This is a genomic window from Nocardia sichangensis, from assembly GCF_047200615.1.
Lineage (GTDB): Bacteria > Actinomycetota > Actinomycetes > Mycobacteriales > Mycobacteriaceae > Nocardia > Nocardia sichangensis.
In genome coordinates this window covers 44,187-70,040 of the sequence record NZ_JBJZOK010000024.1, presented here as the reverse complement: position 1 = coordinate 70,040, position 25,854 = coordinate 44,187, and the positions used below count along the sequence as shown (strand labels likewise).

24 protein-coding genes and 3 tRNA genes are annotated in these 25,854 nt (G+C 67.8%); 10 read left to right on the top strand and 17 right to left on the bottom strand.

Translation table 11 applies throughout. The annotated features are described in order from the left end of the window. Position 1: 1 nt before the first annotated feature. Entirely contained in the window at positions 2-541 is a 540-nt protein-coding gene (locus tag ACL03I_RS28300) for a tRNA adenosine deaminase-associated protein (protein WP_355073031.1), read from the bottom strand. Between the two features lie 58 nt (positions 542-599). On the opposite strand from ACL03I_RS28300, the gene ACL03I_RS28295 reads away from it, so the two are divergent. Then, positions 600-1,550: a prephenate dehydrogenase gene (locus ACL03I_RS28295; protein ID WP_412807376.1), complete on the top strand. Its 951-nt coding sequence runs from the start codon at positions 600-602 to the stop codon at positions 1,548-1,550. A gap of 329 nt (positions 1,551-1,879) precedes the next feature. On the opposite strand, the gene ACL03I_RS28290 is transcribed toward ACL03I_RS28295, so the two are convergent. From ACL03I_RS28290 to ACL03I_RS28270, 5 genes are all read right to left on the bottom strand, one after another. Further along, positions 1,880-2,494 (bottom strand): putative glycolipid-binding domain-containing protein, encoded by a 615-nt coding sequence (locus ACL03I_RS28290; RefSeq protein ID WP_412807375.1) that lies wholly within the window; start codon positions 2,492-2,494, stop codon positions 1,880-1,882. 49 nt (positions 2,495-2,543) lie between these two features. Next, positions 2,544-4,733, bottom strand: a complete 2,190-nt coding sequence (locus tag ACL03I_RS28285; protein WP_412807374.1) for an ABC transporter ATP-binding protein — start codon at positions 4,731-4,733, stop codon at positions 2,544-2,546. A gap of 2 nt (positions 4,734-4,735) precedes the next feature. Next, positions 4,736-6,547, bottom strand: a complete 1,812-nt coding sequence (locus ACL03I_RS28280; protein WP_412807373.1) for an ABC transporter ATP-binding protein — start codon at positions 6,545-6,547, stop codon at positions 4,736-4,738. Between the two features lie 271 nt (positions 6,548-6,818). After that, positions 6,819-8,747: a long-chain-fatty-acid--AMP ligase FadD32 gene (fadD32, locus tag ACL03I_RS28275; RefSeq protein ID WP_397280740.1), complete on the bottom strand. Its 1,929-nt coding sequence runs from the start codon at positions 8,745-8,747 to the stop codon at positions 6,819-6,821. A gap of 108 nt (positions 8,748-8,855) precedes the next feature. Next, a complete protein-coding gene (locus ACL03I_RS28270; protein WP_355073040.1) occupies positions 8,856-10,106 on the bottom strand; it encodes a KasA/KasB family beta-ketoacyl-ACP synthase in 1,251 nt (416 codons plus the stop codon). A gap of 336 nt (positions 10,107-10,442) precedes the next feature. Between ACL03I_RS28270 and ACL03I_RS28265 the strand changes: the two genes are divergently transcribed. The 6 genes from ACL03I_RS28265 to ACL03I_RS28240 all read left to right on the top strand — a co-directional run bounded on the left by ACL03I_RS28265 (position 10,443) and on the right by ACL03I_RS28240 (position 15,269). Next, positions 10,443-11,576 carry a DNA cytosine methyltransferase gene (locus ACL03I_RS28265; RefSeq protein ID WP_412807405.1) on the top strand — a complete coding sequence of 378 codons (1,134 nt, stop codon included), beginning with the start codon at positions 10,443-10,445 and terminating at the stop codon, positions 11,574-11,576. Next, positions 11,573-12,001 carry a very short patch repair endonuclease gene (locus ACL03I_RS28260; RefSeq protein WP_412807404.1) on the top strand — a complete coding sequence of 143 codons (429 nt, stop codon included), beginning with the start codon at positions 11,573-11,575 and terminating at the stop codon, positions 11,999-12,001. The genes ACL03I_RS28265 and ACL03I_RS28260 overlap by 4 nt, the downstream gene beginning before the upstream one ends. A gap of 218 nt (positions 12,002-12,219) precedes the next feature. Beyond that, positions 12,220-12,909, top strand: coding sequence for a DUF998 domain-containing protein (locus tag ACL03I_RS28255; protein WP_412807372.1), 690 nt, complete (start codon positions 12,220-12,222; stop codon positions 12,907-12,909). A gap of 296 nt (positions 12,910-13,205) precedes the next feature. Continuing rightward, complete coding sequence (locus ACL03I_RS28250; protein ID WP_355073044.1) at positions 13,206-13,598, top strand: RidA family protein; 393 nt, start codon at positions 13,206-13,208, stop codon at positions 13,596-13,598. Positions 13,599-14,064: 466 nt separating this feature from the next. After that, positions 14,065-14,781, top strand: a complete 717-nt coding sequence (locus tag ACL03I_RS28245; protein WP_412807371.1) for a maleylpyruvate isomerase family mycothiol-dependent enzyme — start codon at positions 14,065-14,067, stop codon at positions 14,779-14,781. An 89-nt stretch (positions 14,782-14,870) separates the two neighbouring features. Further along, positions 14,871-15,269 carry a YunG family protein gene (locus tag ACL03I_RS28240; protein WP_412807370.1) on the top strand — a complete coding sequence of 133 codons (399 nt, stop codon included), beginning with the start codon at positions 14,871-14,873 and terminating at the stop codon, positions 15,267-15,269. Positions 15,270-15,345: 76 nt separating this feature from the next. Here ACL03I_RS28240 and ACL03I_RS28235 read toward each other — a convergent pair whose 3' ends face one another. From ACL03I_RS28235 to ACL03I_RS28220, 4 genes are read right to left on the bottom strand one after another with little or no spacing between them, the layout of a single operon-like run. Beyond that, positions 15,346-16,014, bottom strand: coding sequence for a pentapeptide repeat-containing protein (locus ACL03I_RS28235; RefSeq protein WP_412807369.1), 669 nt, complete (start codon positions 16,012-16,014; stop codon positions 15,346-15,348). A gap of 2 nt (positions 16,015-16,016) precedes the next feature. After that, positions 16,017-17,525: a hypothetical protein gene (locus ACL03I_RS28230; protein WP_412807368.1), complete on the bottom strand. Its 1,509-nt coding sequence runs from the start codon at positions 17,523-17,525 to the stop codon at positions 16,017-16,019. A 3-nt stretch (positions 17,526-17,528) separates the two neighbouring features. Next, positions 17,529-17,825 (bottom strand): WXG100 family type VII secretion target, encoded by a 297-nt coding sequence (locus tag ACL03I_RS28225; protein ID WP_412807367.1) that lies wholly within the window; start codon positions 17,823-17,825, stop codon positions 17,529-17,531. Then, positions 17,822-18,160, bottom strand: coding sequence for a type VII secretion target (locus tag ACL03I_RS28220; RefSeq protein WP_412807366.1), 339 nt, complete (start codon positions 18,158-18,160; stop codon positions 17,822-17,824). Before ACL03I_RS28220 ends, ACL03I_RS28225 begins: the two co-directional genes overlap by 4 nt. 475 nt (positions 18,161-18,635) lie before the next feature. Between ACL03I_RS28220 and ACL03I_RS28215 the strand changes: the two genes are divergently transcribed. Beyond that, the gene (locus ACL03I_RS28215) at positions 18,636-18,911 is read left to right on the top strand and encodes a tyrosine-type recombinase/integrase (protein WP_412807365.1); all 276 of its coding nucleotides are present in this window, start codon (positions 18,636-18,638) and stop codon (positions 18,909-18,911) included. 100 nt (positions 18,912-19,011) lie between these two features. Here ACL03I_RS28215 and ACL03I_RS28210 read toward each other — a convergent pair. The 3 genes from ACL03I_RS28210 to ACL03I_RS28200 form a co-directional block, all read right to left on the bottom strand. Next, a tRNA-Arg gene (locus tag ACL03I_RS28210) sits at positions 19,012-19,084 on the bottom strand. Positions 19,085-19,118: 34 nt separating this feature from the next. Continuing rightward, a tRNA-Ser gene (locus tag ACL03I_RS28205) sits at positions 19,119-19,208 on the bottom strand. 88 nt (positions 19,209-19,296) lie between these two features. Beyond that, positions 19,297-20,001, bottom strand: coding sequence for a dienelactone hydrolase family protein (locus tag ACL03I_RS28200; RefSeq protein ID WP_355073048.1), 705 nt, complete (start codon positions 19,999-20,001; stop codon positions 19,297-19,299). A gap of 116 nt (positions 20,002-20,117) precedes the next feature. Here ACL03I_RS28200 and hisC point away from each other — a divergent pair, with 116 nt between their 5' ends. Beyond that, positions 20,118-21,191, top strand: coding sequence for a histidinol-phosphate transaminase (gene hisC / locus ACL03I_RS28195; protein WP_355073049.1), 1,074 nt, complete (start codon positions 20,118-20,120; stop codon positions 21,189-21,191). Here hisC and ACL03I_RS28190 read toward each other — a convergent pair. Together ACL03I_RS28190 and nicT are read right to left on the bottom strand one after the other, a co-directional pair. Continuing rightward, a complete protein-coding gene (locus ACL03I_RS28190) occupies positions 21,188-22,258 on the bottom strand; it encodes an alpha/beta hydrolase (protein ID WP_379249927.1) in 1,071 nt (356 codons plus the stop codon). The genes hisC and ACL03I_RS28190 overlap by 4 nt on opposite strands. A 71-nt stretch (positions 22,259-22,329) precedes the next feature. Then, complete coding sequence (nicT, locus tag ACL03I_RS28185) at positions 22,330-23,412, bottom strand: Nickel transporter NicT (protein ID WP_459561390.1); 1,083 nt, start codon at positions 23,410-23,412, stop codon at positions 22,330-22,332. Positions 23,413-23,879: 467 nt separating this feature from the next. On the opposite strand from nicT, the gene ACL03I_RS28180 reads away from it, so the two are divergent. Next, the gene (locus ACL03I_RS28180; RefSeq protein WP_412807403.1) at positions 23,880-24,953 is read left to right on the top strand and encodes a nitric oxide synthase oxygenase; all 1,074 of its coding nucleotides are present in this window, start codon (positions 23,880-23,882) and stop codon (positions 24,951-24,953) included. Between the two features lie 251 nt (positions 24,954-25,204). On the opposite strand, the gene ACL03I_RS28175 is transcribed toward ACL03I_RS28180, so the two are convergent. Continuing rightward, positions 25,205-25,289 (bottom strand) — tRNA-Ser (locus ACL03I_RS28175). Between the two features lie 24 nt (positions 25,290-25,313). Beyond that, complete coding sequence (locus ACL03I_RS28170; protein ID WP_412807363.1) at positions 25,314-25,814, bottom strand: MarR family winged helix-turn-helix transcriptional regulator; 501 nt, start codon at positions 25,812-25,814, stop codon at positions 25,314-25,316. Positions 25,815-25,854 lie beyond the last annotated feature (40 nt).

Sequence of the window (25,854 nt, the reverse complement as noted above, 5' to 3'; positions counted from 1 at the left end):
GTCAGCGCGGTAGTTTGTCCAGCACCGCGGCGAATTCACCGGCGAAGCCGAGACGCTCGGCGATCATGCCGAGCTGCTCATCCGGATAGAGATCGGTCTCGGCGAGGATGACGCTCAGCACCGGTTCGGGCAGGCCGAGATCGGCGAGCACACCGAGGTCGCCCTCTTCCCACGGCTCCACGTCGTCCAATTCATCCGGATCGATATCGGGGATTTCCACGTTCAGCGCCTCTAGGACGTCCGCGGCGATGTCGTAATCGATCGCGGCCGTGGCGTCCGAGACGAGCATCCGGGTTCCGCTCGGCGCGGGCCGGAGCACGATGAAGAACTCGTCGTCGATGTCGAGCAATCCGAACACCGCTCCGGAGCTGCGCAAAGCCTTCAGTTCGTTTTCCGCGGCGGACAAATCGGTGAGCGCGTCCCGGCTCAGCGGACTGCACCGCCATTTGCCTTCTTCGCGGACAACCGCCACTGCGAACCCTTCCACGTCGTCGTAATCGTCCGACGCCGCCCTGTTCGTGCCCGAGCGCTGTGCTGCCATGGCCGCAACGGTAGTCTGCTCGAGCGGAAATGTTGAAGTCGTATGCCAATCTGTTCGGGTGACTTCGGCGAAGAAAGCACCCGTGTGCGTCCTCGGGACCGGTTTGATCGGTGGGTCGCTGTTGCGTGCGGCCGTAGGCGCGGGCTACGACGGCTGGGGATACAACCGCTCCGCGGTGGGTGCGCAGGCCGCCCGTGCCGACGGATTCGACGTCACCGAAGACCTACCTGCCGCGCTGCGGCGCGCCGCGGAGACCGACGCGCTGATCGTCGTCGCGGTGCCGATGCCCGCGGTGGACCACATGCTCTCGGCGATCGCCGACTACGCGCCGGAATGCGCGCTCACCGATGTGGTGAGCGTGAAAGGGCCGGTCGCGGCGGCCGTACGCGAACACGGACTCGCCGAGCGGTACGTCGGCGGCCATCCGATGGCCGGTACGTCCGAATCCGGCTGGGCCGCCACCGATCCCACGTTGTTCCGCGACACGGTGTGGGCGGTCGGCGTCGACCAGGGCACGCGGGTCGACCCGTGGAGCCGCGTAGTGCGCCTGGCGCTGGATTGCGGCTCGGTGGTGGTACCGGTCGTGGCCGCGGAACACGATCGTGCCGTGGCCCGCATCTCCCACCTGCCGCATGTGCTCGCCGAGGCACTGGCCCTGGCGGGCGCCACCGGTGGTGAGCTCGCGCTGGGTCTCGCGGCCGGGTCGTTCCGGGACGGCACCCGCGTCGCGGGCACGGCGCCCGACCTGGTTCGTGCGATCTGCGAACCGAATTCCGCGGCGCTACTAGAAGTTCTGGACGAGACACTCACCGTGCTCGGCGCGGCGCGCGACAGCCTGCGCGACAAGCAATCCCTCGCGGACCTGGTCGAAGCCGGGCACGACGCGCGACAGCGCTATGAATCCGCGCGCCGCTGGGAGATCACGGACATTCGTCCCGGCGACCGCGGTTGGCTGGAAGAACTGCGGGCCGCAGGCGAGCGCGGTGGGGTCATAACCCGGCTGAACTGACCGCGCGAGAACCGTCCCCTCCCCGACATTCCAGAGTCGGTCCGGCCGCTGCTGATCGCGGGTGAACAACTCGCGACGTTTTCTCCGGCGGAGATCCATCCGCGTCGAGGTGCGCGAGCCTGGGCGGCTCCGACGACACTGCCTCTCGGGCAGTAGTCGCGGCGCCGAGAGACCGGCCGCGGGTGTCGACCCGGCGCGGCCTTCGGTGGCAGGTGCGTTCCCGGAGCGCCGGCGGCGATCACTGGAACCTCGGGGCTCGACGACCCGGTCCTCGGCACGAAAGCCTCGACTCGCGCATGCCAGCTCGTGGGCCGTCGCGCGGTGCCGCGTCAGATCCGTTCGGCCAGCCCCGGGTATTCCAGCAGAAAGCCGTCGGCGTCCACCGTGACCGTCGCGCTGGAGACCGGCGAAAGCACGCTGATGCCGTCGGCGGCGCTGCTGTAGATCAGCGTGGCCTCTTGGACGAGCAGGTCGGGCAGGCGGACGTAGACCACGGGGACCTGGACGTCCTCGACCGCATGCTGCAGGTCGTAGCGGCGGATCGGCAGGGTGTTGAAGAACGGGCTGAGCACCACGTCCACGTCGAGTGCTCCGGCGAAGGTGGAGCGCACGTGGTTGCCGCCCGCGTCGACGAGCCAGTAGTTCTCCTCGTCGCGGGCGATGGAGGCGTGCCGCTCCCCGGCGGCCGTCGTGGTGCGCAGCGACAGCCGCTTCGTCACGCCGTTCTCGTCGGTGACCAGGTCGTACGACGCGCTGAACGCGGGGTGATCGGCGCCGGCGCCGCCGATCATCCGCCCGGTGGCGCGGATGCGGTTGCCATTGAGCTGTACCCGCACCGACTCCATCCGGGTCGCGTCGTGGGCGCGCCAGGTGAGGATCGCCGGCCACCGGGATTCTTGCGTGTTCGCGGCGGGGCTCTCGGGGTCGGAGGCTGGGGTCGTCACGTATCTACCGTAAGCGACGTCCGGCCCCCGCCCGTAGAACCGCCGCTCATCACACGAGCGACTCCCGCCACGCCGCGTGCAGGTCGGCGAACCGGCCGGTCCCCGCGATCAGGGCATCCGGCGCGCCGTCCTCGACGATCCGGCCGGACTCGAGCACCAGCACCCGGTCCGCGATCGCCACCGTGGACAGCCGGTGCGCGATGATCACGGCCGTGCGGCCGCGCAGCACGGTCTCCAGCGCCCGCTGCACCAGCCGTTCGCTGGGGATGTCCAGGCTCGACGTGGCCTCGTCCAGCACGATCACGGCGGGATCGGCCAGGAACACCCGCGCGAACGCGACCAGCTGCCGCTGCCCCGCCGAGAGCCTGCCGCCGCGTTTGCGCACGTCGGTGCCGAAGCCCTCGGGCAACGCCTGCACGAAGTCGTACAGGCCGACCGCGCGGGCCGCCGCGAACACCTCCGCGTCGGTGGCCTCCGGCCTGCCCAACCGGATGTTGTCGGCCACCGAACCGGAGAACAGGTAGGACTCCTGGGTGACCATCACCACGTTGCGGCGCAAATCGGCGTCGGACAGCAGGCGCAGGTCGACGCCGTCCAGGGTGACCACGCCGCCGGACGGGTCGTAGAACCGCGTCAGCAGCTTCGCCAGCGTCGACTTGCCCGCACCGGTCGCACCGACCAGGGCGATGATCTGCCCGGCCGGGATGTCCAAGGTGAACTCCGGCAGCACCGGTCGCGTCCGGCGATCCGACCGCACCGGCGAATCCGCGGACGGTACCGGCAGGGCGTCGGCAGGCGCGTTCGACTCCGCCGCGACGGCGCTGCTCGGCGAGCACCCGCCGACACTCGTGGACGCACCGGGCAGGACATGCGAACCGGCCAGCGGCTTGCCGGTCGCGGCCAGGCCTCGCACATCCGACGGGCGGTCCGGTTCGTCACCGGTCGGGGCGCCGCCCGGCCGGACCGCCGAATCACCCACCGCGCCGGCATGACGGCCGCCGTCGTCCAGCCGGACGGCATCCGACTTCTCGGATGCGCCGCTGTCGGCCGTCGAACCGGCCGCGTAGCCGAACCACACCTTCTCCATCCGCACCGCGCCGGACGCCTTCGCCAGGGCGACCGGGCGCCCGGGCTCCGGCACCGAAGGCTCCTCCTCGAGCACGCCCGAGATCTTCTCCAACGCGGCCGCCGCGGACTGGTAGGCGTTGAACACCTGCGCCAGCTCGTCCAGCGGCCCGTAGAACTCGTTGAGGTACAGCAAGTAGGCCGCGAGCACGCCGACCGCGAGATCGCCCTCGATCACGCGCCAGGCGCCGACCACGATGATGGTCACCGTGGTGAGGTTGCCGAGCAGTTTGGTCAAACCCGCGTAGTCGCCCATGCCGCGCATGGCCGCGGTGGTCGCCTGGCGGTATTCGGAGTCCTCCACCGCGAGCACCGACTCGTTGCGCTGCTCCCGGCGGAACGCCTGCACCGCCCGCATGCCGCCCATCGACTCGACGAACTGCACGACCACCTTGGCGATCGCGGCGCGCGTTCGCCGGTAGCCCGCTCGCTGCCTGCGCTGCGCCCAGCGGGTGACCAGCGCCAGGGGAACGAATCCGATCAGCACGATCGCGGCGAGCGCCTGGTCCAGGTAGATCAGCAGCGCCGCGATGGTCAGCACCGACAGGATCGCGCTCAGCGCCTGGTTGAGCGCACTCTCCAGCAGTTCCTGCAGCGTCTCGATGTCGCCGGTGAGCCGCGCCACCACCTTGCCGGAGGTGTACTTCTCGTGGAAGGCGACGCTGAGCCGCTGCACATGTGTGAACGCGCGCACGCGCAGGTCGAACAACACGCTCTGGCTGAGCTTGCCGGTCACCCGCAGGAAGGAGTACGTACAGATCGAGCCGAGCAGGATCGAGCCGACGTAGCCGCCCACGGTCCTGGCCAGTGGCGCCCAGTCGCCCGCGACACCGCGCGCGATGCCGGTGTCCAGCGCGTGCGCGACGAACAGTGGCGCGGACACCTTCGCGATGTTGTCCAGCACGATGAGCACCAGCGCGAGGCCGGTGAGCTTGCGGTAGGGCTTGACCAGGTCGAGCAGCAGCCGCCGGGAGCGTCCGGCCAGCACCAGGTTCCCGGTCTCGGTGACCTCCTTGTCCTCGCCCGCGATGCCGCGCCAGTCGGCCGCGCCTTCCGCACGGGTCGGATCAGTCTGCGGCGCTTCGTCTTCCGAGACAGTGGTCGTAGTACTCACAGCTACTCACCTCCCATCAGTTCGCGGTAGCTCTTACTGGTGCGCAGCAATTGATCGTGGGTGCCCTCCGCGACGACCCGGCCGTCGGCGAGCACCGCCACCCGGTCGGCCAGCGCGGCCGTGGACGGACGGTGCGCGACGAGCAGCGTGGTCGCGTCGGCCAGCACGGTGCGCAGGCGTTCCTGCACTCGCTCCTCGGTCTCCACGTCGAGCGCGGACAGCGGGTCGTCGAGCACCATGATCCGGCTGCGCCTGCCTCCGCCCGCGCCGGTGAGCACCGCGCGAGCCAGCGCGAGGCGCTGCCGCTGGCCACCGGACAGGCTCAAGCCCTGTTCACCGATCCTGGTGTCCAAGCCCCAGGGCAGGTCGTCGACGAACGCGGTGGCCTGCGCGACCTCCAGGGCGCGGCGCACATCGGCGTCCGTGGCGGACGGGTCGCCGAGCGCGACGTTCTCCCGCACACTCGCCGAGAACAACACCGGTTCCTCGAAGGCGACCGACACCAGCGATCGCAGGTCGGCGACCCGCATCGCCGCGATGTCGATGCCGTCGATGGTGATCGCACCGCCCGTCACGTCGTACAAGCGCGGGATCAAGTTGAGCAGCGCCGTCTTGCCGCTTCCCGTCGCGCCGACCAGCGCCACCGTCTCGCCCGGGCGCACCCGCAACGACACCTCGCGCAGCACCTCGTTCTCCGCGTCGGGAAAAGCGAAACGCACAGCCTCCAACCGCAATTCACCACGGATGCGGTCCGGCAAGCGCACCGGATCGGCCGGATCGGTGATGTCGACCGGGGTGTCGATGATCTCCCAGTATCGGTCGGCAGCGGTGCGCGCGTCGTTCAGTTCCGCGAGCAGGAAGCCGGTCCAGATGATCGGCCACTGCAGGAAGGTCGCCAGCGTGATGGCCGCGATCAAGGTGCCGAGCGTCATCGTGCCGTGCGCCACCGCGTACCCGCCGTAGCCGAGAGCGAACGCGATGGCCAGTTGCGGAATGCTCAGCATGCTCGACCACAATGTCGCGTCCAGGCGCGCTTTCAGCAGCTCGGTCTGCCGCAATACCTGCGCCTGGGCGGTGAAGCGGCGGCCGAAGAACACGCCCCGCCCGAACGCCTTGAGCACCCGAACGCCCTGCGCGGACTCCTCGGCCGTGGTGGCCAGGTCCCCGGACTGGTCCTGCGAACGCCGCGAGGCCACCGCGTACCTGCGCTCGAAACGAATGCAGATGAACACCAGCGGAATGGCGATCACCGCGAAGATCAGCCCGATCTGCGGGCTCAGCCCGATCAGCACGAGCAGGCCTACCGGAATGATCACGCAGTGGATGAGCAGGAACGGTCCCGCGAACGAGACGAACCGGCGCATGGTGGCCAGGTCCTCGATCGCGCGGGACAGCAGCTGACCCGACTCCCACGCGTCGTGCCTGCCGATCGACAACGCTTGCAGCTTCCGGAAGATCTTGGCGCGCAGCGTGATCTCGATACGCGTCGCGGGGGCGGCGATCAGCCAGCGGCGTCCCCACACGCCACCGGCCTCGACCAGGCCGAGCGCCAGGACCACGGCCACCGGCCCGAGCGCGCCCGCGAGATCGCGGTGGGCGACCGGGCCGTCGATGATCCGCGCGATCATCAGCGGGATGACGACGGCCGTCAGGCCGGACAGCAGCGCCAGTCCGCTGGCGGCGAGCAGAATGCGGACGTGCGGACGCAGGTACGGCCAGAATCGGCGCAGGGAATGCAAGCGGCCCGTGGCGGCGGGCCGCTCCGTTCTGTCGGCCTCCGATTCGGCCGACGAAACGTCCAGCGTGACAGACAAGACTCCCCCTGTAGGTATGTGACTGGCGGCGGAGAACGAGACCCACGGTGATGTTCGCAGCAGGGTCCGACACCTCAGGGTCGCACCGGAACGCGCGTCGACCAACCGATTTTCCGGCCGCCGCCGGACATCCACGGCTCGTCGCGGCGACGGATTCGGCACTCATTCGCCCAGTTCACAACCTCTAGCGAACTCGAGGTCAAGTCGCGCGGATCCAGGCTCCCGGATACCCGCGGGTCACCGATCGCGACCGCTACCTCGAGACCGAGCTCTAGCCGACGCCCGCGGTCTCCGACTCCCACTCTTGCGGCGCGTCCGGGAAAGCCTGCTGCTGGTGGCCGCCGCGCAGCGTGCCCTCCAGATAGGCTGCCCGGCAGGCGCGGCGGGCGATCTTGCCGCTGGAGGTGCGCGGGATCGACCCCGCGGGCACCAGCAGCACGTCACGGACCATGACGCCGTGGCGGCGCGCGATCGCGGCACGCACCGTGTCGGCGACCGGCTCCGGCTCGAGCTTGCCCGCGCGGGCATTGCGCTCCGCGACGATCACCAGCTGCTCGGAGGTGTCCTCGGCATCGAACCTCAGACCGGACTGGCTGCCCTGTTCGAAGACCAGCGCGGGCAGTTCGTTGGCGGGTACCGAGAACGCCGCGACGAAGCCGGGGCGCAACGCCGTGCTCGATTCCTGGGCCGAGAACTCCAGATCTTGCGGATAGTGGTTGCGGCCGTCCACGATGACCAGGTCCTTGACCCGTCCGGTGATGTACAGCTCGCCGTCGAGGTACGCGCCGAAGTCGCCGGTGCGCATCCAATTGGCGTCCTGCGGCGTGCCCTCCGCGTGACTGCCCTCGGGCAACCGAGCGGTCAGCTCGGCACGGAAGGTGGCGGCGGTCTCCTCGGGACGGCCCCAATACCCGGTGCCCATGTTCTCGCCGTGCAACCAGATCTCGCCGACCTCGCCGTCACGCCTTTCTGTGCCGCGCTCCGGGTCCACGATCACCGCCCACTGCGACCGCGCGACGTATCCACAGGACACCTGTGCGATCGCGTTGACCGCGTCCGCCGCGACCTCGACCATCCGCCCGGCGTTCAGCTCGGCCCGATCGACATAGACCACCTTCGCCTTGTCCTCGGCCCTGGTGGCGGAGACGAACACCGTCGCCTCGGCCATGCCGTAGCACGGTTTGATCGCCGTCTCCGGCAACCCGTACGGCGCGAACGCCTCGTTGAACTTCTTCATCGACGACACCGACACCGGCTCGCTGCCGTTGATCAGCCCGATCACATTCGAGAGGTCCAATTCCTCGCCGGGCTTGGGTCTGCCGCGCGCCGCGGCGTGCTCGAACGCGAAGTTGGGTGCGGCGGCGAAGGTTCCGGCGCCGTCCGACGCGGCGGCCAGTTCCTTGATCCAGCGATAAGGACGGCGCACGAACGCGCTCGGCGACATGATGGTGATGAACCCGCCGCCGACGGTCGGCAGGATCACGGCCAGCAGACCCATGTCGTGGAACAACGGCAGCCAGGTGACCCCGCGCGAATTCTCGGTGACGCCGATGGCGTCGATCATCTGCAGCAGATTCGTGCCCACCGCGCGGTGGGTGATCTCCACGCCCGCGGGCGTCCGGGTGGAACCCGAGGTGTACTGCAGGTAGGCGACGCTGTCGATGTTGATGTCCGGGCGCACCCACGAAGCGCCGACACTGTCCGGGATGGCCTCCACCGCGATGATCCGCGGACGCTCCTGCGGCGGCAGGTGCCGGAAGAATTTCCGCACACCGCTCGCCGCCGAGCCCACCGTGAGGATCGCGGCGGGCTTGCAGTCGCCGAGCACCGCGTGCAGCCGGTCGGTGTGGCCCTGCTCCTCCGGATCGAACAGCGGAACCGCGATATTCCCCGAGTACACCGCGGCGAAGAGCGCAACGACGTAGTCGAGTCCTTGCGGAGCGAGGATCGCCACCCGGTCGCCAGGGCGCGTGACCTGTTGCAGCCGGGCGGCCACCGCGCGCAGGCGCACACCGAACTGCCGCCAGGTGAGCTCGAGGTATTCGCCGTCCCGCTCCCGGGAGTAGTCGATGAAGCGGTAGGCGAGGTCGTCGCCGTTCTCCACGCTGTGCTTGTCGACGAAGTCGATCAGGGTCTTGTCCCCACGAATCTCGATATTGCCCTGATCGTCCAGATAGTCGTCGAAAGTTTCGTCGATCATCGCCTTATCCTTTTCCAGCGCACAGACACTCGGGCCGTGCAATGACACCGAACACAGGTCGATAACGAAGCGTCGGGAAGGCTAGCAGGTGTCCCGGCCACCTGGCCCTCAGTACCGGCCGAAGGCGAGCGCGACATTGTGCCCGCCGAATCCGAACGAATTGTTCAAGGCGTAATCGATACGGCCCGGCCTGCTTCCGCCGTGCACCACATCCAGATCGATCTCGGGATCTTGATTGTCCAAATTCAATGTGGGCGGAATGATTTCGTCCCGCACGGTAAGTACCGTGAGCACCGATTCGAGCGCGCCGACCGCGCCGATGGAATGCCCGAGAGCCGATTTCGGCGCGTAGACCGACGCATGGGTGCCAACGGCCTCGCCGATCGCACGCGCCTCCGCCGTGTCGCCGATGGGAGTGGCGGTCGCGTGCGCGTTGACGTGCGTGACATCGGACTTGGCCAGGCCTGCCGTCCGCATCGCCCGCGACATCGCGCGCGCGGCGCCGGTGCCCTCGGGATCCGGCGCGACCAGATGGAAGCCGTCGGAGGTGACGCCCGCGCCCATCAGCCGGGCGTGAATGGTCGCGCCGCGCGCTTTGGCGTGCTCCTCGGTCTCCAGCACCATCAGCGCGCCCGCCTCACCGAAGACGAAGCCGTCGCGGTCGGCGTCGAAGGGACGGGAGGCGCTCTTCGGTGCGTCGTTCCTGGTGCTCATGGCGCGCATCATGGTGAACGCCGCGATCGCGAGCGCCTGGATGGAACCCTCCACGCCGCCGGTGACCATCACGTCGGCGTCGCCCATGACGATCATCCGCCATGCGTTGGCGATCGCCTCCGCACCGGAGGAACAGGCCGAGACCGGCGTGGTCACCCCGGCCCGCGCACCGATCTCCAGCGCGACGCAGGCCGCCGCGCCGTTCGGCATCACGGCCTGGACCGTGTACGGCGACACTTTGCGGTAACCGCCGTTGTGCAGCTTGTCCCGAGCGTGGATGATCGCCTCCGCGCCGCCGAGCCCGGTGCCGATGGACACCCCGAGACGGCGCGTGTCCACCTCGGGGCTGCCCGCGTTGCGCCAGACCTCACGCCCGAGCACGACGGCCAACTGCTCCACGTAAGCGAGCCTGCGGGCCTCGGCGGCGTCCAGATACGCGGCGGGCGGCACCTTCAGATGCCCGCCGATGCGGACCGGCAGCTCGAATTCGTCGATGAACTCGTCTTCCAGGACGTCGATACCGCTGTCGCCGTTGAGCAAGCCTTTCCACGTGGAATCCACGTCACCCGCGATGGACGTGGTCGCCGCCAGGCTGGTGACCACGACCGAGGGAAACTGTCCGTTTTTAGTGGAAGGCATCTGCATGTTTCGCTCACTTTCCCTAGCGTCGCTCTGGAACTTCGTCGAGCAAAAGCAATGCGCGAGCGCGCCACCAGGATCGTGGGCGGCCCGCGCGGATGGCACTGGAGCGCAGGCGGATCGGCCGGTCATCACGTCCGGGTGCGACCACCCTTGTGCATTATTGGAAAAGCGCACCGATCGCACGGCGTGACACGCGGACCGTACCAGGTGCCGGGGACGATGGTCGCGATGTTCGGGGAACGCCTCGGACGACTCGAGTAACCTGCTCCCCGGGCACAGGACGCGCGGGCGGCGTCCGGTGTGGACGCGAGAAAGGGAAGGTCGTTGACGGGCGCGCGGATGGTCGGGCTGTTCGCCGGGATCGGCGGACTCGAGCTCGGCCTCGGCAGGCACGGCTGGCACACCGAGTTGCTGTGCGAGATCGAGCCCGGAGCCCAAGGCGTGCTCGCCGCCCGTTTCCCGGACGTGCCGCTGCATTCCGACATCACCAGACTCCGCGCCATCCCGGCGGGAACGGAACTGGTCGCGGCGGGATTCCCGTGCCAGGACCTCTCCCAGGCGGGGCGCACCGCCGGTATCACCGGCGCGCGCTCGGGTCTGGTCGACGAGGTGTTCCGCCTGGTACGCCGGAAGCGGGGCCCACGCTGGCTGCTGATCGAGAACGTGCCGTTCATGCTGCAACTCGGCCGCGGCGCGGCCATGCGGCACATCACGGGCGCGCTCGACGAGCTCGGCTACACCTGGGCCTACCGGGTGGTGGACGCCCGCGCGTTCGGCCTGCCCCAGCGCAGGCAGCGGGTGCTGATGCTGGCGTCCCGCACCGAGGACCCGCGCGGGGTGCTGTTCGGCGAGGACGCCGGTCCCCGCGCGATCGGCGATCCCGAGATCGATCCGTGCGGCTTCTACTGGACCGAGGGGGTGCGCGGACTTGGCTGGGCGGTGAACGCGGTTCCGACCCTGAAGGGCGGCTCCGCGCTCGGCATCGCCAGCCCGCCCGCGGTGCGGCTGCCGTCCGGGGAGATCGTCACGCCCGGCATCGCCGACGCCGAACGTCTGCAAGGTTTCGACGCGGGCTGGACGGCGCCCGCGACCGACGTGCCCGGCATCAGGAAGGGCCACCGCTGGAAACTGGTCGGCAACGCGGTGAGCGTGCGAATGGCGGCCTGGGTCGGGTCCCGGCTGGCCGCTCCGCTCGCACCGATCTCCGGCGAGCAACCGCTGTCGCCGGGCACTCCGTGGCCGGTCGCCGCATGGGGACACAACGGTGCCGCCTATCGGGTGCCGGTTTCCACCTGGCCGGTGCACGAGCCGTACGAGGACCTGGCCCACTTCCTCACCGACGCGCAGTTGCTCTCCGCCCGCGCGACGGCCGGATTCCTGCGCCGCACCACCATGGGCAGTCTGCGCTTTCCGCCCGGCTTCCTCGCCGACGTAGAAAGCCATCTCGATCGAATGGGTGGATGGGCGGCATGACCCGCAGGCCCACCACCGACGCGGCCACCAGTGCGAGGATGGCGCGTCAACGGCGCACCGGAACCGATCCGGAGCTGGCGCTGCGCCGGGAACTGCACCGGCGCGGGTTGCGCTACTTCGTCGATCGCGCGCCGATCCGAGGACAGCGCAGGCGCGCCGACCTGGTGTTCCCGCGCAGGCGCATCGCGGTCTACGTGGACGGGTGCTTCTGGCACCGCTGCCCACAGCACGCCACCGACCCGAAGAACAACGCCGAGTGGTGGGCGGCCAAACTGGCGGGCAACGTGGCCAGGGACCGGGCCACCGACGCGGCGCTCATCGCCGCGGGATGGCACGTGGTCCGCGTCTGGGAGCACGAAGATCCCGTCAGTGCGGCCGACCGCGTGCAGGCCGCGCTGTCAGCGGTGTCGCACCCGCACGAGTGAACGCGGAGCGTGGGCGGCCAGATAGCCGGACGCCACCATCACCGTCATGACCGCGATTCCGGCTGCGGCAGTCGCGAAACCGAGCATGGGGACCTCCTCGAGTTGCAGCTGTCGACCAGCGTGCCGGGCGAAGCTGACAAGACCCTGTGTGCCGGATGGTAATGACGTGTGCGGCCCGCCGCTGTCCGGCGCGCTCGAGCGACCAGCAGAATGAAGGCGTGACGAGTGGCCCGGAGATCGCTGTTCGGCGCGTACGACCGGCGATGGTGCTGGTCGCCGCGGCGATCGCGATCGCTGGGATCTGCTACTCGTCCTGGGTGCTGCAGTTCGTGCTCGGCATCGACCTCGACCCGGTCGACACGTTCCTCAGCGAACTGGACGCGGAGGGCAAGCCGTACCGGGAGGTGTTCGCGACCGCCGACCTGATCGTCGGGGTGGTCCTCGCGCCCGCGGCGATCGCGGGCCTGGTGTTGTTCCCGCGCCGCAGACTGACCAACGTCGGCTGGATCGCGCTGTTCTGCTTCGGCGCGGCGACCGTCGCCGACGTGCTGCTGCCGCTGCACGACTGCGTCCCCGGTGAGAGCGGGTGCGGCGGCCCGAGCGAACTATTTCCGCAACTGCATCAGCCGCACGCGCTGACGAGCACGCTGGCGGTCACCTCGATCGCGGTCGCCGCCTTCGCCTTCAGCCTCGCCGCGTTCCGCTATCGACGCTGGCGGGTGCTGCGCGAATCCGGGCTGGTCGTGCTGGTGATCGGCTCGCTGGCGACGGTGTGGATGCTGGTGGCCGACAACCTGCCCGGGAACTACGCCCTCGGCATCGCCCAGCGGATCCAGGTGGGCGCGATGTCGCTGTGGTTGTTCGCGCTGGCCGCCGCGGTGATCGTGGAGGGCCGGGAGTCGAGCTGACGGGCCGATGGGGGAGTTCGGCGATCCGGTGACGCATGCCGGGCATTCGACCAGCGGCGGGACCGGACAGCACTCCAAGTACCTGCGAAGGCGGAGAGTACTCATCGACCGGTGCGGGTGTGCACACGGTTCGGCGATCTGGTGGCGGATCTAGGGCGGGTGACCGGCGGCGGAACCGGCCGACACTTCCCGGTTGCTCTGACCGCGTTCGGAACGACTGCGGAGATTCGCCTCACGCGGGTGCCGACAGAGCGCGATGACGCACCCGCGCCGAGCGCCGTGGGATGCTGTCGCGCATGAGTGATCGCGTGAACATCTCCTCGGGTTCGGAGTTCGAAGACATCGTCGGCTACTCGCGGGCGGTCCGGCTCGGCGATGTCATCGCGGTCAGCGGGACCACCGCTTCGGCTCCCGGCGGCACGGCGGTCGGCGGCGACGACATCGGCGAGCAGACCAGGGAAACCCTGCGACGCATCGCGTCCGCGCTGGAAGAGGCCGGCGCGAGCCTGGCCGACGTGGTGCGCACCCGCATCTTCGTCACCGATATCGCCCGCTGGCCCGAGGTCGCCAAGGCGCACGCCGAAGTCTTCGGCGAGATCCGTCCCGCGACGGCTATGTACGAGATCAAGGCGCTGATCACCCCGGCATTGCTGGTCGAGATCGAGGCCGACGCGATCGTCGGCGGGTAGATCGCCGGGCGGGCTTCCAGGCCGCCGTGGTCTGTCCGGCTACCTGCCGAACCGGCGAGCCGTCATGCCGCCGAAGCGGATGGATCGTCGCGAGCGGCGATCGCGCTCGTCACAGACCGCCCCAGCCCGCTGCCAGTCCTGGGCGGAATCACGGCTTGTCGCCCACGACGGCGGCACGCCGGAGATTCACCGCCCTGCACCGAAACGCCCGGGTCCGGCGATCTCCCCTCGAGTGCGACCACGGAGTTGTCGGATGTCGGTGCTGCGGGCTTGCATGTAGCGCCGGCGTTGAGCCCCTGTCGGAGCCGACGCCATCCGGTGTCTCGTGCGTCATCCAGCGCCGACGACACCGGTAACGACCGAAGGCACAACACGCAGGCCCACAACAGTTCCGATGACCTTCGATCAGCTGGGTCCGGCCCGTCGTTCGCGGCGGACCGGGTCTCGCATCGCTAGGGTCGAAACCGTGACCACCGCCTCGCAGACTCCCGTGCACCTCGACACCGTCGCCGAGGCGACCGCACGCCTGCTCGACACCATCCGCGGCCTCGACGAGCACGCCGTCACCGAGCCCTCCCTCCTGCCCGGCTGGACCCGCGGCCACGTCCTCGCGCACCTCGCCCGCAACGCCGACAGCTTGGTGAACCTCCTGCTGTGGGCGCACACCGGCGTCGAAATCCCCCAATACGCCAGCCCTTTCCTGCGCGACGCCGACATCGAGGCGGGCGCACCCCGTCCACTCGCCGAACAGCTCGCCGACAACGAGGTCGCCGCGACCCGTTTTCTCGGCCTCGCACGCTCCCTCACCGACGACGCATGGCGAGCGCAGGTCCGCACCCGCCAGGGCCGCCCCATCCCCGCAACCGAAGTCCTGTGGATGCGCCTGCAAGAGGTCGAAATTCACCACGTAGACCTGAACGCGGACTACCACCCCGCCGACTGGCCCGCCTCCTTCGTAGCCCGCATCCTCCCCCAGGCCACCGCCGACCTCACCCGCCTCACCGCCGACACCCCCCTTGCCATCACCATCCAGGCCACCGACACCGACTTCACCGCCCCCATCGGCCCCTCCCCCACCGACACCATCTCCGGCCCAGCAGCCTCCCTCGCCGCCTGGCTCCTCGGCCGCACCCCCGGCACCGACCTCACCGGCGACCTCCCCACTCTCCCCGCCTGGAAGTAACCACGAGTGGCACACCACTGCGGCATCGGCCGAGAAGACCTCTCGAGGGTGTGCCACTCGTGAGCGTTAGTACGCGGTACGTTGGGCTGGTGGGTCTGGAGAAGCTCGCGGCACTCGAACGCGCGCTCCAGAAGTCGTGGTCCGCGGATACGAGCAGCGCTCAGGACTGGACTGCACGTAACGGCGCGAAAGGTCAGTGTGCCGTCACAGCATGTGTCGTCCAAGATTATCTCGGCGGCGATCTCGTGAATACGATCGCGACCCTGCCCAGTACTTCGACGGTGTCGCACTATTTCAACGTCGTGGATGGTGAGGCAATCGACCTCACATGCGAGCAGTTTCCCGAGGGAACGACGCTTACCGAGCCGAAAGCGAAGGCAGGTCGATACGCCTCCACTCGTGCGTACTGCCTCTCATACGAGAGCACCCGCCTACGATACGAAACACTGCGCCGCCGGGTTGCCGAACATATTGGTGAAATCGGATAGCTTCGGCGACCGATATCGCGGCCGACTGGCGGCAGTAGCACTATCGCGCCATCCTGCCCAGGCGAACCGCACAGGACTATGCGGGTTGGCGGACCTCGACGTCCGCAGCGCCGTTGGACGTGAACCAACTCAGCAAGTCCGGCCCATCCAGCAGGTGCGGAGTGTCAGTACCGATGTCGACGGGCCCGATCACCAAGCCGCTGACGCCGTCGACAGCGCAGCCCGCCATCCGCGCCCTCGAAAGTCTTGTTCGTCCGAATACACAATCCCGAAGATCGGCGTCACGTAGATCCGATCCAGAGAACGAGGCTCGTTGCAGTCGTGCGCCGCGGACGTCCGCGGCGAGAAAATCGGACTGACTGAAGTCCGCTCCCTGCAAGTCGGCGTCACACAGCTTTGCGTTGCGAGCGTGGCAGCCGCGACCCTGGACCTTCCGAAGATCGGCGCCGCTGAGGTCAGCTTCCGAGAGTTGAGCCCCGATAAGCCAAGCTGTATACAGATCGGCTCCAACAAGCAGCACACGCCTCAGTGTTGATTCGCTGAGCTCTGCTCCAAGCAGGTCCAGACCGGACAGGTCCGACCCTGCGAAATCGAGTCCGTGGCCGTTGAGAAGTGATGACGTCGTCTGCTCCGCCGATGGGCTGGCGGGGAGACCCTCCAGATAGTTTGCCAGCGCTCGGTGAGCCGCCGGGTCATCGGGCCAACGACGAACGCTGTCCAACGAACGACCGCGCACAGTGGTCATTGCTACCAGAGCACCTTTCCTTGCCATTGCGGATTATTCTCCACCAACTCCTTCAGATGAGCTCTACGAGCAGGCGTCATCCCGCTTTCATCGATCATGACACCCTCACCATCCGCCAGAGAATCCTCGATCATATCGATGAATTCCTGGTCAGTCTGCGGGTTGGGGATCGGCTTTCCCGCGACTTCCGCCGGTCGGTAGTCGGGAATGACATCCGGCGAGCTTTTCACATCCCAACGTGTATTTGTATCTTTGTCTATGAACTCTCCTTGGTCCTCCCCGTTCGGACCGAGCGGAGCTCGCTCGAGCGGTCCGACCTTTCCGGCGTTCTCGTTGGCCAGCCCGACCTCGGCCTCCCGCCTCGATTGTGGGCTCACCTTTCCATTTTTCGCCGGGTCCTGTGCCAATTCCTCCACACGCTTTTGGTACTCAGCGGTTCCGGGTGTATTACTCGAATTGGAAGGACCAGCGGGTTCGTCATCCTCGTCGATAATTTTGACGGTCATTGCCGCGATGCTTGCTAGCGCGGTGTTGATGCCATTCTGAGTAAGGTCAGGGATGGCGGTGAAGACGCCGGTAGCGGTCCCAGTTGCGACAACTGCGCCGAAGATGATCAGGACACGGCTGATGGAGACGGTGTTGCGAATGATTCCGGCAGTTGTGGTGACGATTTCCGCAGTGACAGCGGCGCCACCAGCGGCAGCGGGGGCGGCCGCGGTACCCGCGGACAGGACCGCGAGGACTCCGACGAGCGCCACCGTAATGACAATTGCGCCAGCGATTTCTTTGGCAGCGTCCGCAACGGCTGCTTCGACATCGTGACGCATCGTACTGAGGGCTTCGTGATGGTCCCTGACAGGTCCAGCCAGCGCCATGGCTGCCTGTGGCAGTAGTTCCGCCGCGCGCTGCAGGGTGCCCAGCTTCTCTTCGAGGTCTCGTATGTTGGGGTCCGTGCTGCCGATGAATTTCGCGTTGACACCCTTGATGCGGTCGGCTGCCGTGGTAATTGTCGTGTTGTCGGCGAAAGTTTTCCAGGCGTCTTTTGCGATACCGAGCTTGGCCACGTCTCCGTTTGGGATTTTTCCCACTTGTTCCAGGAGCCCGGTGATCGAGGTGTCGATTCCGGAGCCGTTGTCACCCTTGGCTGTGGTGGGCAGAGCCATGCCCGAGTCGTAGAATGGCTCGGATTCGGTGGGGCGCGCGGGTTCCGTGCCGCTGGCGGTGGATCGGTTCGACTGCCACCAGTTGTATCCACTGGCGGCCAGTACATCGCCGAAACGTTGCAGCGCATTGCACAGACTCGCGGCGAGCGTGACGATGTCACGGGCGTGCTGGTCGTAACTGGTGGTCCATGCCTGGGACTTCTCGTGATCACCGGCCATACCGCCACACTCGTTGACGAGCGCACGATGCAGTGGCCCCAGCGCTAACGAGATGTCACCAGCCAACTGTTGGCATTTCTTCGAGGCATCGAGGTACATGCCGGAGTCGATGACCCACGTGTCGCCCACGGCTCACCCGCCTTGCAGCATCTGCCTATTGATGTCGGCGGCAGTGCTGTACCTGGTATGTGCTTTCCGAGCGGCATCGCTCATTTCCCGTACACCGTCGGCAAACTCACGTGCTCCGGTCATCCATTGCCGATGAGCGTTGGAATATGCCTGAGCAGCAACACTTTCCCACCCAGTTCCGGCCAGGGTGGCGACCTTGTCATCGATGTCGTCGAGATGTTCGCTGATGAATCCAGCAAGACCGGACAACCGGGTCACGATCTGATCGAGGTCATCAAGGTTGACAGAGAACTCGCTCATGGCAAAGCCAGGCTCGAAGCGCTCAGCGCCGAGGCGTTGTTCTCATCGCGAACCCGATAGGTCTCGGCCGTGACGCCGAGCTTCTCCGCCATCTCGACAAGGGCAGTGATGATCTGACTACCACCATCGCGGACATCGGTCCAACCGTTGGCGAACTCCGCCGCCAAGCCCCCGGTCCAGCTGCCGTTGACGACCGCGTCCACATCTCGCGTGGCGGAGTCCAGTGCCGCGCGCAGTGCATCGGCCAGCTCGTAGACATGCCGCCCGACATCACGAACCTTCTCGGGCACCACTGAGATGTTCTGGCCGGAGGCCGGCGTCCCCCCATCGCTCACGCCGACGATGCTACGGATCCCGGCGGTCGAGCCGCAAGATATCGGCCTCGGCCACCTCCCACGACCGCCTACACCCGGCGGTCGTTCATCGTGCCCCGGCCACCGGTCCACCAACCGCTACCTGGTGTGCGCTCAAGAGGCTTGAACGCCCGACCTTTCTGATCCGTAGGCACAGGCTGCCACCGAGACTGCGCGGGGACCAGCCGGTGGACCGGGCAGAGTACCGCCCGATTCGTGCTCGGCTGCGGGAGGTAAGTCGGCTACGGCTGTCAGCGTCGGTGTGCGCTGTGGTCGATGGCCCTCGCGGTCGGTTTGCATCTGGGTGAAGCGCTCGGGCTGCGGTGGTCGGACGTCGACCTGCTGGCGGGACGGATCGGTCTGGAGAAGGCGCTGTACCGGGTCGGCGGCACGCTGGCGCTGCACGAGTTGAAGACTGAAGCGTCGGAAAACTCCCGTTCCTCGGCCCGACAAGCTGGTGCGGATACTTCGGCAGCATCGCTGGGATCAGCTTCAGAATCGCCGTGTTGCGGAGGCGAACAAGCTCGGCTTGGTCTTCACCTCGGCCCAGGGCACCCCGCTAAAGCCGCGGAACGTCAACCGCGCTTTCGCTCAGCTGGTAGAGAAGGCGGGTGCCCGGCCGATCCGATTGCACGATCTGCGGCACCCCTGCGCGACGTTGTTGTTCACGATGGGCGTGGAGACGACGGGCACCTACATGGATGTGATCGACGCGGTGCAGCGCACGCGGTGACGGGGATGGACGCGCTGTTCGAGTGACATTGTCGTCAAACGGTGTCGTCAGAGATGCGAGAAGGCCCCTCCGCTGCTACCGGAGGGGCCTTCTACCTGCGTGCGCCCGAAGGGATTCGAACCCCTAACCTTCTGATCCGTAGTCAGATGCTCTATCCGTTGAGCTACGGGCGCATGTGTTATTCAGTTGTACCCGGTTTCCCGGGTGTGGCGGAGGCGAGAGGATTTGAACCTCCGGTCCCCGTGAAGGGACAACTCATTAGCAGTGAGTCCCATTCGGCCGCTCTGGCACGCCTCCTGGAGCCTTCTCTTCGAGGGCACCGGTCCTTTCGAACCGCCGAGCAGAAAGGTTACAGGAGCTACCGACCAGATCACAAAACGGCTGGTCAGCGTAGGTTGCTGTCGAACCAATCGAAGATTCTGGTCTGCGAATCGACCGCGTCGCCGTCGTCCGCCTCGAAGGTGTCGGCCCGGTGGTGCAGGCCGGAGTAGGTGACCACCAGGCTGGCGACCGCGGCGCGGGCGGTCGCGTCGCGTAGCTCGTCCACCTGGGCGGGCGGGGTGGATGGGTCGTCGACGCCGAACAGGCCCAGCCACGGCGCCTGCAGGTTGGGCGCGGCGCGCACGAGGGCGTCGGCCTGCTCGGTGAGCGGCTCGGTGATGCCGTGCGCCGCGACGCTCACCGCGGCGCCGATCGGGCGATTGGTCGCGACCAGGAACGCGGCGGTGCCCGCGGAGTCGAACCCGAGCACGCCGATGGTGTCGGGGAACACCCCCCGCCGGGTGAGCCAGTCGAAGCAGGCGTCGAAGTCCGCGAACAGCTCGTCGCCGAAGACCCCGGCGCCGGGTTCACCGTCGCCCCGATGGAAGAGTTTGGGCGCGACCACCGTCCAGCCCTCGCCGGCCAGCGCGTTCATCAGGTCGCGTAACGCGCCGGAGAACTCGCGCGACTCGTGCAGCAGCACGATGCCGCCCCGGGCGTTTCCATCCGGCTCCACCACCGTGATGGGCACCTGCCCACCGCTGGCCGGCCGCTCGTCTTCCTGGTCGCTCGCCCGCAGCGGGGCCAAATCGTCGTAGGTGCCCGACATGAAACCAGCGTAGGGCGAGTTGCTGAACTTCGGTAGAAGTTGCACGTGAGGGGCTATATCCCAAAGAATTTCCGGTACGCCGATCGGGCTTTTCCGGCGCCGATTAGGGTTGGAGTGTGACAGCGCAGATCCGGCCGGACCTCGAATCGATCCCGGCGTACACCCCCGGCCGCAGCAATCCCGGCGCGGTCAAGCTGGCCAGCAACGAGACGACCGTCGGTCCGCTGCCCGCCGCCGCCAAAGCCATCGCCGAAGCGGCCGAGCTGGCCAACCGGTATCCGGACAATCAGGTGACCGAGTTGCGGACGGCGCTGGCCGAGTTCCTCGGGGTCGGCTTCGAGAATGTCGCGGTCGGCTGCGGCAGCGTGGCGCTGTGCCAGGAGCTGGTGCAGATCACCTGCTCGTCACCGTCGGACGAGGTGCTGTACGCGTGGCGCTCGTTCGAGGCGTATCCGATCGTGACCAAGGTGGGCAACGCCACCGCGGTGCAGGTGCCGCTCACGGCCGGTCAGGTGCACGATCTGGACGCGCTGGCCGCCGCCGTGACCGAGCGGACCAAGTTGATCTTCGTCTGCAACCCGAACAACCCGACCGGCACCGCGGTAGGCCGAACCGAGCTGGTCCGGTTCCTCGACGCCGTGCCGTCGCACGTGCTGGTGGTGCTCGATGAGGCGTACTACGAATACGTCCGGCTCGCCGACCGCCCCGACGGCGTCGAGATCGGCCGAACCAGACCCAATGTGGTTGTGCTGCGCACCTTCTCCAAGGCGTACGGCCTGGCCGGGTTGCGGGTGGGCTACGCGGTGGGCGATCCGGCCGTGATCACGGCGCTGCTGAAGGTGCACATCCCGTTCAGCGTGAGCAGGCTCGCGCAGGCGGCGGCGATCGCGTCGCTGGAGTCACGCCACGAATTGCTGGATCGCACGGACGTTCTGGTCGTCGAACGCGAGCGGGTGCGCGACGCGCTGGTGGCGGCGGGATACCCGGTGCCGCCGAGTGAGGCGAACTTCGTCTGGCTGCCGCTGGGCGCGCGCAGCGCCGAGTTCGGCGAGGCCAGCGCGGCGGCCGGGGTACTGGTGCGGCCGTACGGGACCGACGGGGTGCGCGTCACCATCGGCGACCCGCACGAGAACGACCTGTTCCTGAGCTTCGCCAGCGCCCCGGAGGTGCTCGCCCGGTTCCTTGGTTAGCGGACGCCTATCGCGGGCGCGATCGTGGGCCAGGAGAGGGCGAGCTCGTCCTCCCAGTACGGCCAGGAGTGCGTGCCGGTGGCCCGGAAGTGCGCGGTGACCGGGATGCCGAGCGACCGCAGCCGGTCGGTGAGCCGCCGGGTGCAGGCGTTGGTGGCGGCCTCCAGCGGGCCGCCGAACGTGATGGCGCTGGGCAGGTCGACATTCGGCGTCCCCGGCACGTCGTGCACACCGGGCAGGCCGCTGCCGACCGACAGGTAGATCGTCTTGCCCCGCAACGCGTCCGCGTGCAGGGTGACGTCGTGCGCCAGCCAGTCCGGGTCGTCCTGCTTGCCGAACATGTTGTCCGGCTCGCCCATGTAGGTGGCCACCACCGCCCGCGCCTGCGCCTGGCCGATGTCGGTGCCCATCGAGAAGCAGCCGCTGTGCGCCCCGATGGCTTTGTAGAGCGTCGGCTGCCGGAACGCGAGCATCATCGCGGCCTCCGCGCCCATCGAGACGCCCATCACCGCGTTGGTGCCGTTGCCGTCGAACTTCGCGTCGATCAGCGGCGGCAACTCCTTGGTCAGGAATGTCTCCCACTTGTTGGTGCCGAGCACCGGGTCCGGCTGCTGCCAGTCGGTGTAGAAGCTGGCCGGCCCGCCGACGGTGAGCACGACGTTGACGTCCTTGTCGGCGTAGAAACGGTCGGCGTGCCCGAGTTCGGTCCAGTTGTTGCTGTCGGGGCTCGCGCTGCGGCCGTCGAGCATGTACACGGTGGGACGCGGGCGCGACTGGTCGCGTGGCAGCAACACCTGCACTTCGACCACCCGGCTCATCGCGGGCGAGGCGACGTAGACCCGCAGCCACCGATCGTTGATCGGTTCGATGCGCTCGATTCGCGGCGTCGAGGGCTGTTTACTGGTCGGCTCGGCCGGGCCGGGACCGTCCGACGATCCGGTGTTGACCGGCGGCGGATTGCCGGGCGCCGCCGTGACCTGGGGTGCACCGAATGACACCACACCGGAAACGAGTGCGGCACTGATCAGAGCGCTGGAAAGCCAACGCCGCACCCCGCGACACAGCATGCCGACCATCCTGCCAGAGACTTCGATGGCCGCAGGAAGGCCGTCGACGTGTCGAAGACCACGCACCGTGCTCACCGGGCGGGCAGACCGTCCTGCCAGCGCCGCTCCACGCCGGCGAAACGCCACACCGCGACGGCGACCGCCCAGGTGAGCACGAACAGCCCGACGATGATGAACCCGAGATCACCGAGGTCGAGATTTCCGATCCAGGCGACGACGCCCGATCGGACCTCGAGCCGCTCGGCGAAGATCGAGACGATCTCCTGCCCACCGATCAACAGCGCCACGGCCACCGACAGTCCGGTGATCACCAAGTTGTAGTAGATCTTCCGCACCGGCTCGGCGAAGGCCCAGTCGTAGGCGAAGCTCATGAACGAACCGTCCAGCGAGTCGAACAGCGCCATGCCCGCCGAGAAGAGCACGGGCAGTACCAGGATGGAATACCAGGGCAGCCCGGTCGCCGCCGCGCCGCCCGCGATCACGAGCAGCCCGACCTCGGTGACGGTGTCGAAGCCGAGGCCGAACAGCACGCCCACCGGATACATGTGCCGCGGCCTGCGGACGAGGCCGAGCACCGGTCGCAGCAGCCGGTTGAGCAGGCCCCGGCTGTCCAACTGCCGTTCCAGCTGCGCCTCGTCGAATTCGCCGCGGCGCATCTGCCGGAACACGCGCCAGATGCCGACCAGCGACGCCAGATTGAGCAGACCGATCAGGATCAGGAATGTGCCGGAGACGCTGGTGCCCCACAAGCCCGTCCAGCGTTGCAGGGCCGAATCCTCGTCCGCCAAGGTGGACGCCAGCGCCCGCACACCGAAGGCGAGCACGGCCACGAGTACGAACACGACCGTGGAGTGGCCCAGCGCGAACCAGAAGCCGACTGTCCGGACCTTTTGCTTCCCGCTCTCCGCCACCAATTTTCGAGTGGTGTTGTCGATGGCGGCGATGTGGTCGGCATCGAACGCGTGCCGCATGCCGAGCGTGTACGCCGTCACCCCGAGACCGATGCCGAACACCGAACCGTCGATCACATAATGGTTCGGCGCGACGAACAGCAGCAGCGTCCCCCAGCCGAGGACGTGCAGAGCCACGACGGTGATGGTCATTCCGATGACACTGCGCACGAGCGAACCCCTCGACCCCCGAAATGCAGACACGTCAACGATACTCGACCGCACCGACACCGGTCCGCGTCTCGGGGCGATCCAGCAAATCCAGCAAATCGCGGCACACCATCAGCACACCCGCCGTACGCTGAGCGCCGAGCCTTTTCCGGGTATCGAACTAGGACGGGCATGATCGCGCATCCACACTATCGGCGCCGAGGTCACCGCACTGCGCTGCACCGCACCGTGCAGACCGGCCGCCCGGTTCACAGTCGCGACGGCCCCCGTGTCTCCTGAGTCGGCCTCGAATCAAAGCTAATCCGTGGCATCTGCCATGCGCGGGCCACCCCGAAGAAGCGGTCCCCGCTGCGCTTCCCGCGCGAATTCTCTGCTCGATTCGTCTGTTTCATCGCAGCACCTATGCCCGACCGGAGAAAACCGTGAATCCAGTGTCGCCCGTCTCCTCGATCGAGAACCAACCGGACACAAATCCTTTCCTGCCCGATCTGGAACGCCGGATGCGGGAGTGCGACGAGTTCTTCCGGCTGCCCGAATTGGCGCACCTGAGCGCGCAGCGCCGACGCTGCGCGCTGGAGCAGCTCGAACAGACCGGCTCCTACCTCCAGACCGCCGAGGAGATCCTGATCGGAGCCAAACTCGCCTGGCGCAATCACGCCCGCTGCGTCGGCCGCAAGCATTGGCGCTCGTTGAAATTGCTCGACGCCCGGCGGGTCCGCTCGGCGCGCGACCTGGCCGAGGTCTGCTGGCAGCACCTGCACATGGCCGCCAACAACGGCGCTATTCAGTCGATGATCACCGTCGGGCCGCCGCGGCAACCGGACGGGCGCGAGTTCCGCATCGTCAGCCCGCAGATCATCCGCTACGCGGGCTACCGCAACGGGGACGGGACGGTCACCGGCGACGCCGCCAACGTCGAGCTCACCGAATTCGCGATGAAGCTCGGGTGGCGCGGCGCCGGAACGCCTTTCGATATCCTTCCGCTGCTGATCAGTACCCCGGACGAGCCGGTTCGCTGGTTCGACATCCCGCCCGAACTCGCACGCGAGGTGGAACTAGAGCATCCCGAGTTCGAGTGGTTCGCCGGACTGGGCCTGCGCTGGCACGCGCTGCCCGCGGTGTCCGACATGAATCTCGAGATCGGCGGCATGACCTATCCGTTCGCACCGTTCAACGGCTGGTATCTGGGCGCGGAGATCGGTGCGCGCAATCTCAGCGACACCAACCGCTACAACATGCTCCCGCTCATCGCGGAGATGATGTGCCTGGACACCCGGGCAGAGCGCAACCTCTGGCGCGATCAGGCTCTGGTCGAACTCAACCGCGCGGTGCTGCACAGCTTCCGCAAGGCGGGCGTGTACATCGTCGACCATCACACCGTCGCCAAACAGTTCTGCGATCACGTCGAGCGCGAGGAAGCCGCGGGCCGAGCCTGCCCCACCGACTGGTCCTGGATCAACCCGCCGATCTCCTCCGGCCTGACCCCGACCTTCCACCGCTACTACGACCCACCCGACATGGACATCCGGCCGAATTTCGTCCGCAGAGACTTCCGCGTGGGCATGGGACTATAACCAGCGACGGTTCCAACGGGACAGTGCCGAGCCAACAACTGAAGGTCCAACCGTCAACGGCAACCCCGGCCATCAGCGGGTGCCCGGACCAGCAATGTGACCCAGCCAGCAGCGAAAGACCCGGCCCAACTCACAGCGGGGGTCCGGGGGCGAAGCCCGCCGGGAGGGGTGTGGGGGTTGCACCCCCACAAAGCATTGCGAAACGAGCCCGGCTCATGCTCTCCATGAGCATGAGCCAGCGACGAGTGGAGCGGAGACGGAGGGATTTGAACCCCCGGTCGCTCTCGCGACGCTCGCTTTCAAGGCGAGTGCATTCGGCCGCTCTGCCACGTCTCCAGGGACCTGATCGTAGCGGACGGCTCAGCCGGAGTGCTTGCCGATTTCCTCGTCGACGCGGCCGAAGACGTCGGCGATCACCTCGAGCTGGGCCGGAGCCAGCAGGTCGATGAAATGGCGGCGGACGGCTTCGACGTGGCCGGGCGCGGCGGTTTGCAGGCGGCGCAGGCCCTCGTCGGTGAGTTCGGCGAGCACGCCGCGGCCGTCCTCCAGGCAGGTGTTGCGGCGGACCATCTTCTGTGCCTCCAGCCGCCGGATCTGGTGGGTCAGCTTGCTGCGCGAGGACAGCACGCCGTCGGCCAGCTCGCTCATCCGCAACGAGCGGTCGGGCGCCTCGGAGAGCAGGACCAGGATCCGGTATTCGGCGACGGTCAGGTCGCTGTCACGTTGCAGCTGACGATTCAGTGCCGTCATCAGGCGCTGGTGGCCGTCCATGTACGCGCGCCAGGCGCGCTGCTGGGCCGGGGTGAGCCAGCGGGGCTCGGCCACGACGCGACCGCTCGGTTCGGGATGCACGGTGGTCATTCTATGCGCGACGAACTGCCGAAATGGGCAACTCTCGCAG

Bases quoted from the DNA above. Each gene is read 5' to 3' on its own strand.
- ACL03I_RS28270 (WP_355073040.1), bottom strand. From the start codon at position 10,106: ATGCAGATGCCTTCCACTAAAAACGGACAGTTTCCCTCGGTCGTGGTC.
- ACL03I_RS28225 (WP_412807367.1), bottom strand. From the start codon at position 17,825: ATGAGCGAGTTCTCTGTCAACCTTGATGACCTCGATCAGATCGTGACC.
- ACL03I_RS28190 (WP_379249927.1), bottom strand. From the start codon at position 22,258: ATGCTGTGTCGCGGGGTGCGGCGTTGGCTTTCCAGCGCTCTGATCAGT.
- ACL03I_RS28260 (WP_412807404.1), top strand. From the start codon at position 11,573: ATGACCCGCAGGCCCACCACCGACGCGGCCACCAGTGCGAGGATGGCG.
- ACL03I_RS28170 (WP_412807363.1), bottom strand. From the start codon at position 25,814: ATGACCACCGTGCATCCCGAACCGAGCGGTCGCGTCGTGGCCGAGCCC.
- ACL03I_RS28265 (WP_412807405.1), top strand. From the start codon at position 10,443: ATGGTCGGGCTGTTCGCCGGGATCGGCGGACTCGAGCTCGGCCTCGGC.
- ACL03I_RS28200 (WP_355073048.1), bottom strand. From the start codon at position 20,001: ATGTCGGGCACCTACGACGATTTGGCCCCGCTGCGGGCGAGCGACCAG.
- ACL03I_RS28180 (WP_412807403.1), top strand. From the start codon at position 23,880: ATGCGGGAGTGCGACGAGTTCTTCCGGCTGCCCGAATTGGCGCACCTG.
- ACL03I_RS28235 (WP_412807369.1), bottom strand. From the start codon at position 16,014: ATGACCACTGTGCGCGGTCGTTCGTTGGACAGCGTTCGTCGTTGGCCC.
- ACL03I_RS28300 (WP_355073031.1), bottom strand. From the start codon at position 541: ATGGCAGCACAGCGCTCGGGCACGAACAGGGCGGCGTCGGACGATTAC.
- ACL03I_RS28250 (WP_355073044.1), top strand. From the start codon at position 13,206: ATGAGTGATCGCGTGAACATCTCCTCGGGTTCGGAGTTCGAAGACATC.
- fadD32 (WP_397280740.1), bottom strand. From the start codon at position 8,747: ATGATCGACGAAACTTTCGACGACTATCTGGACGATCAGGGCAATATC.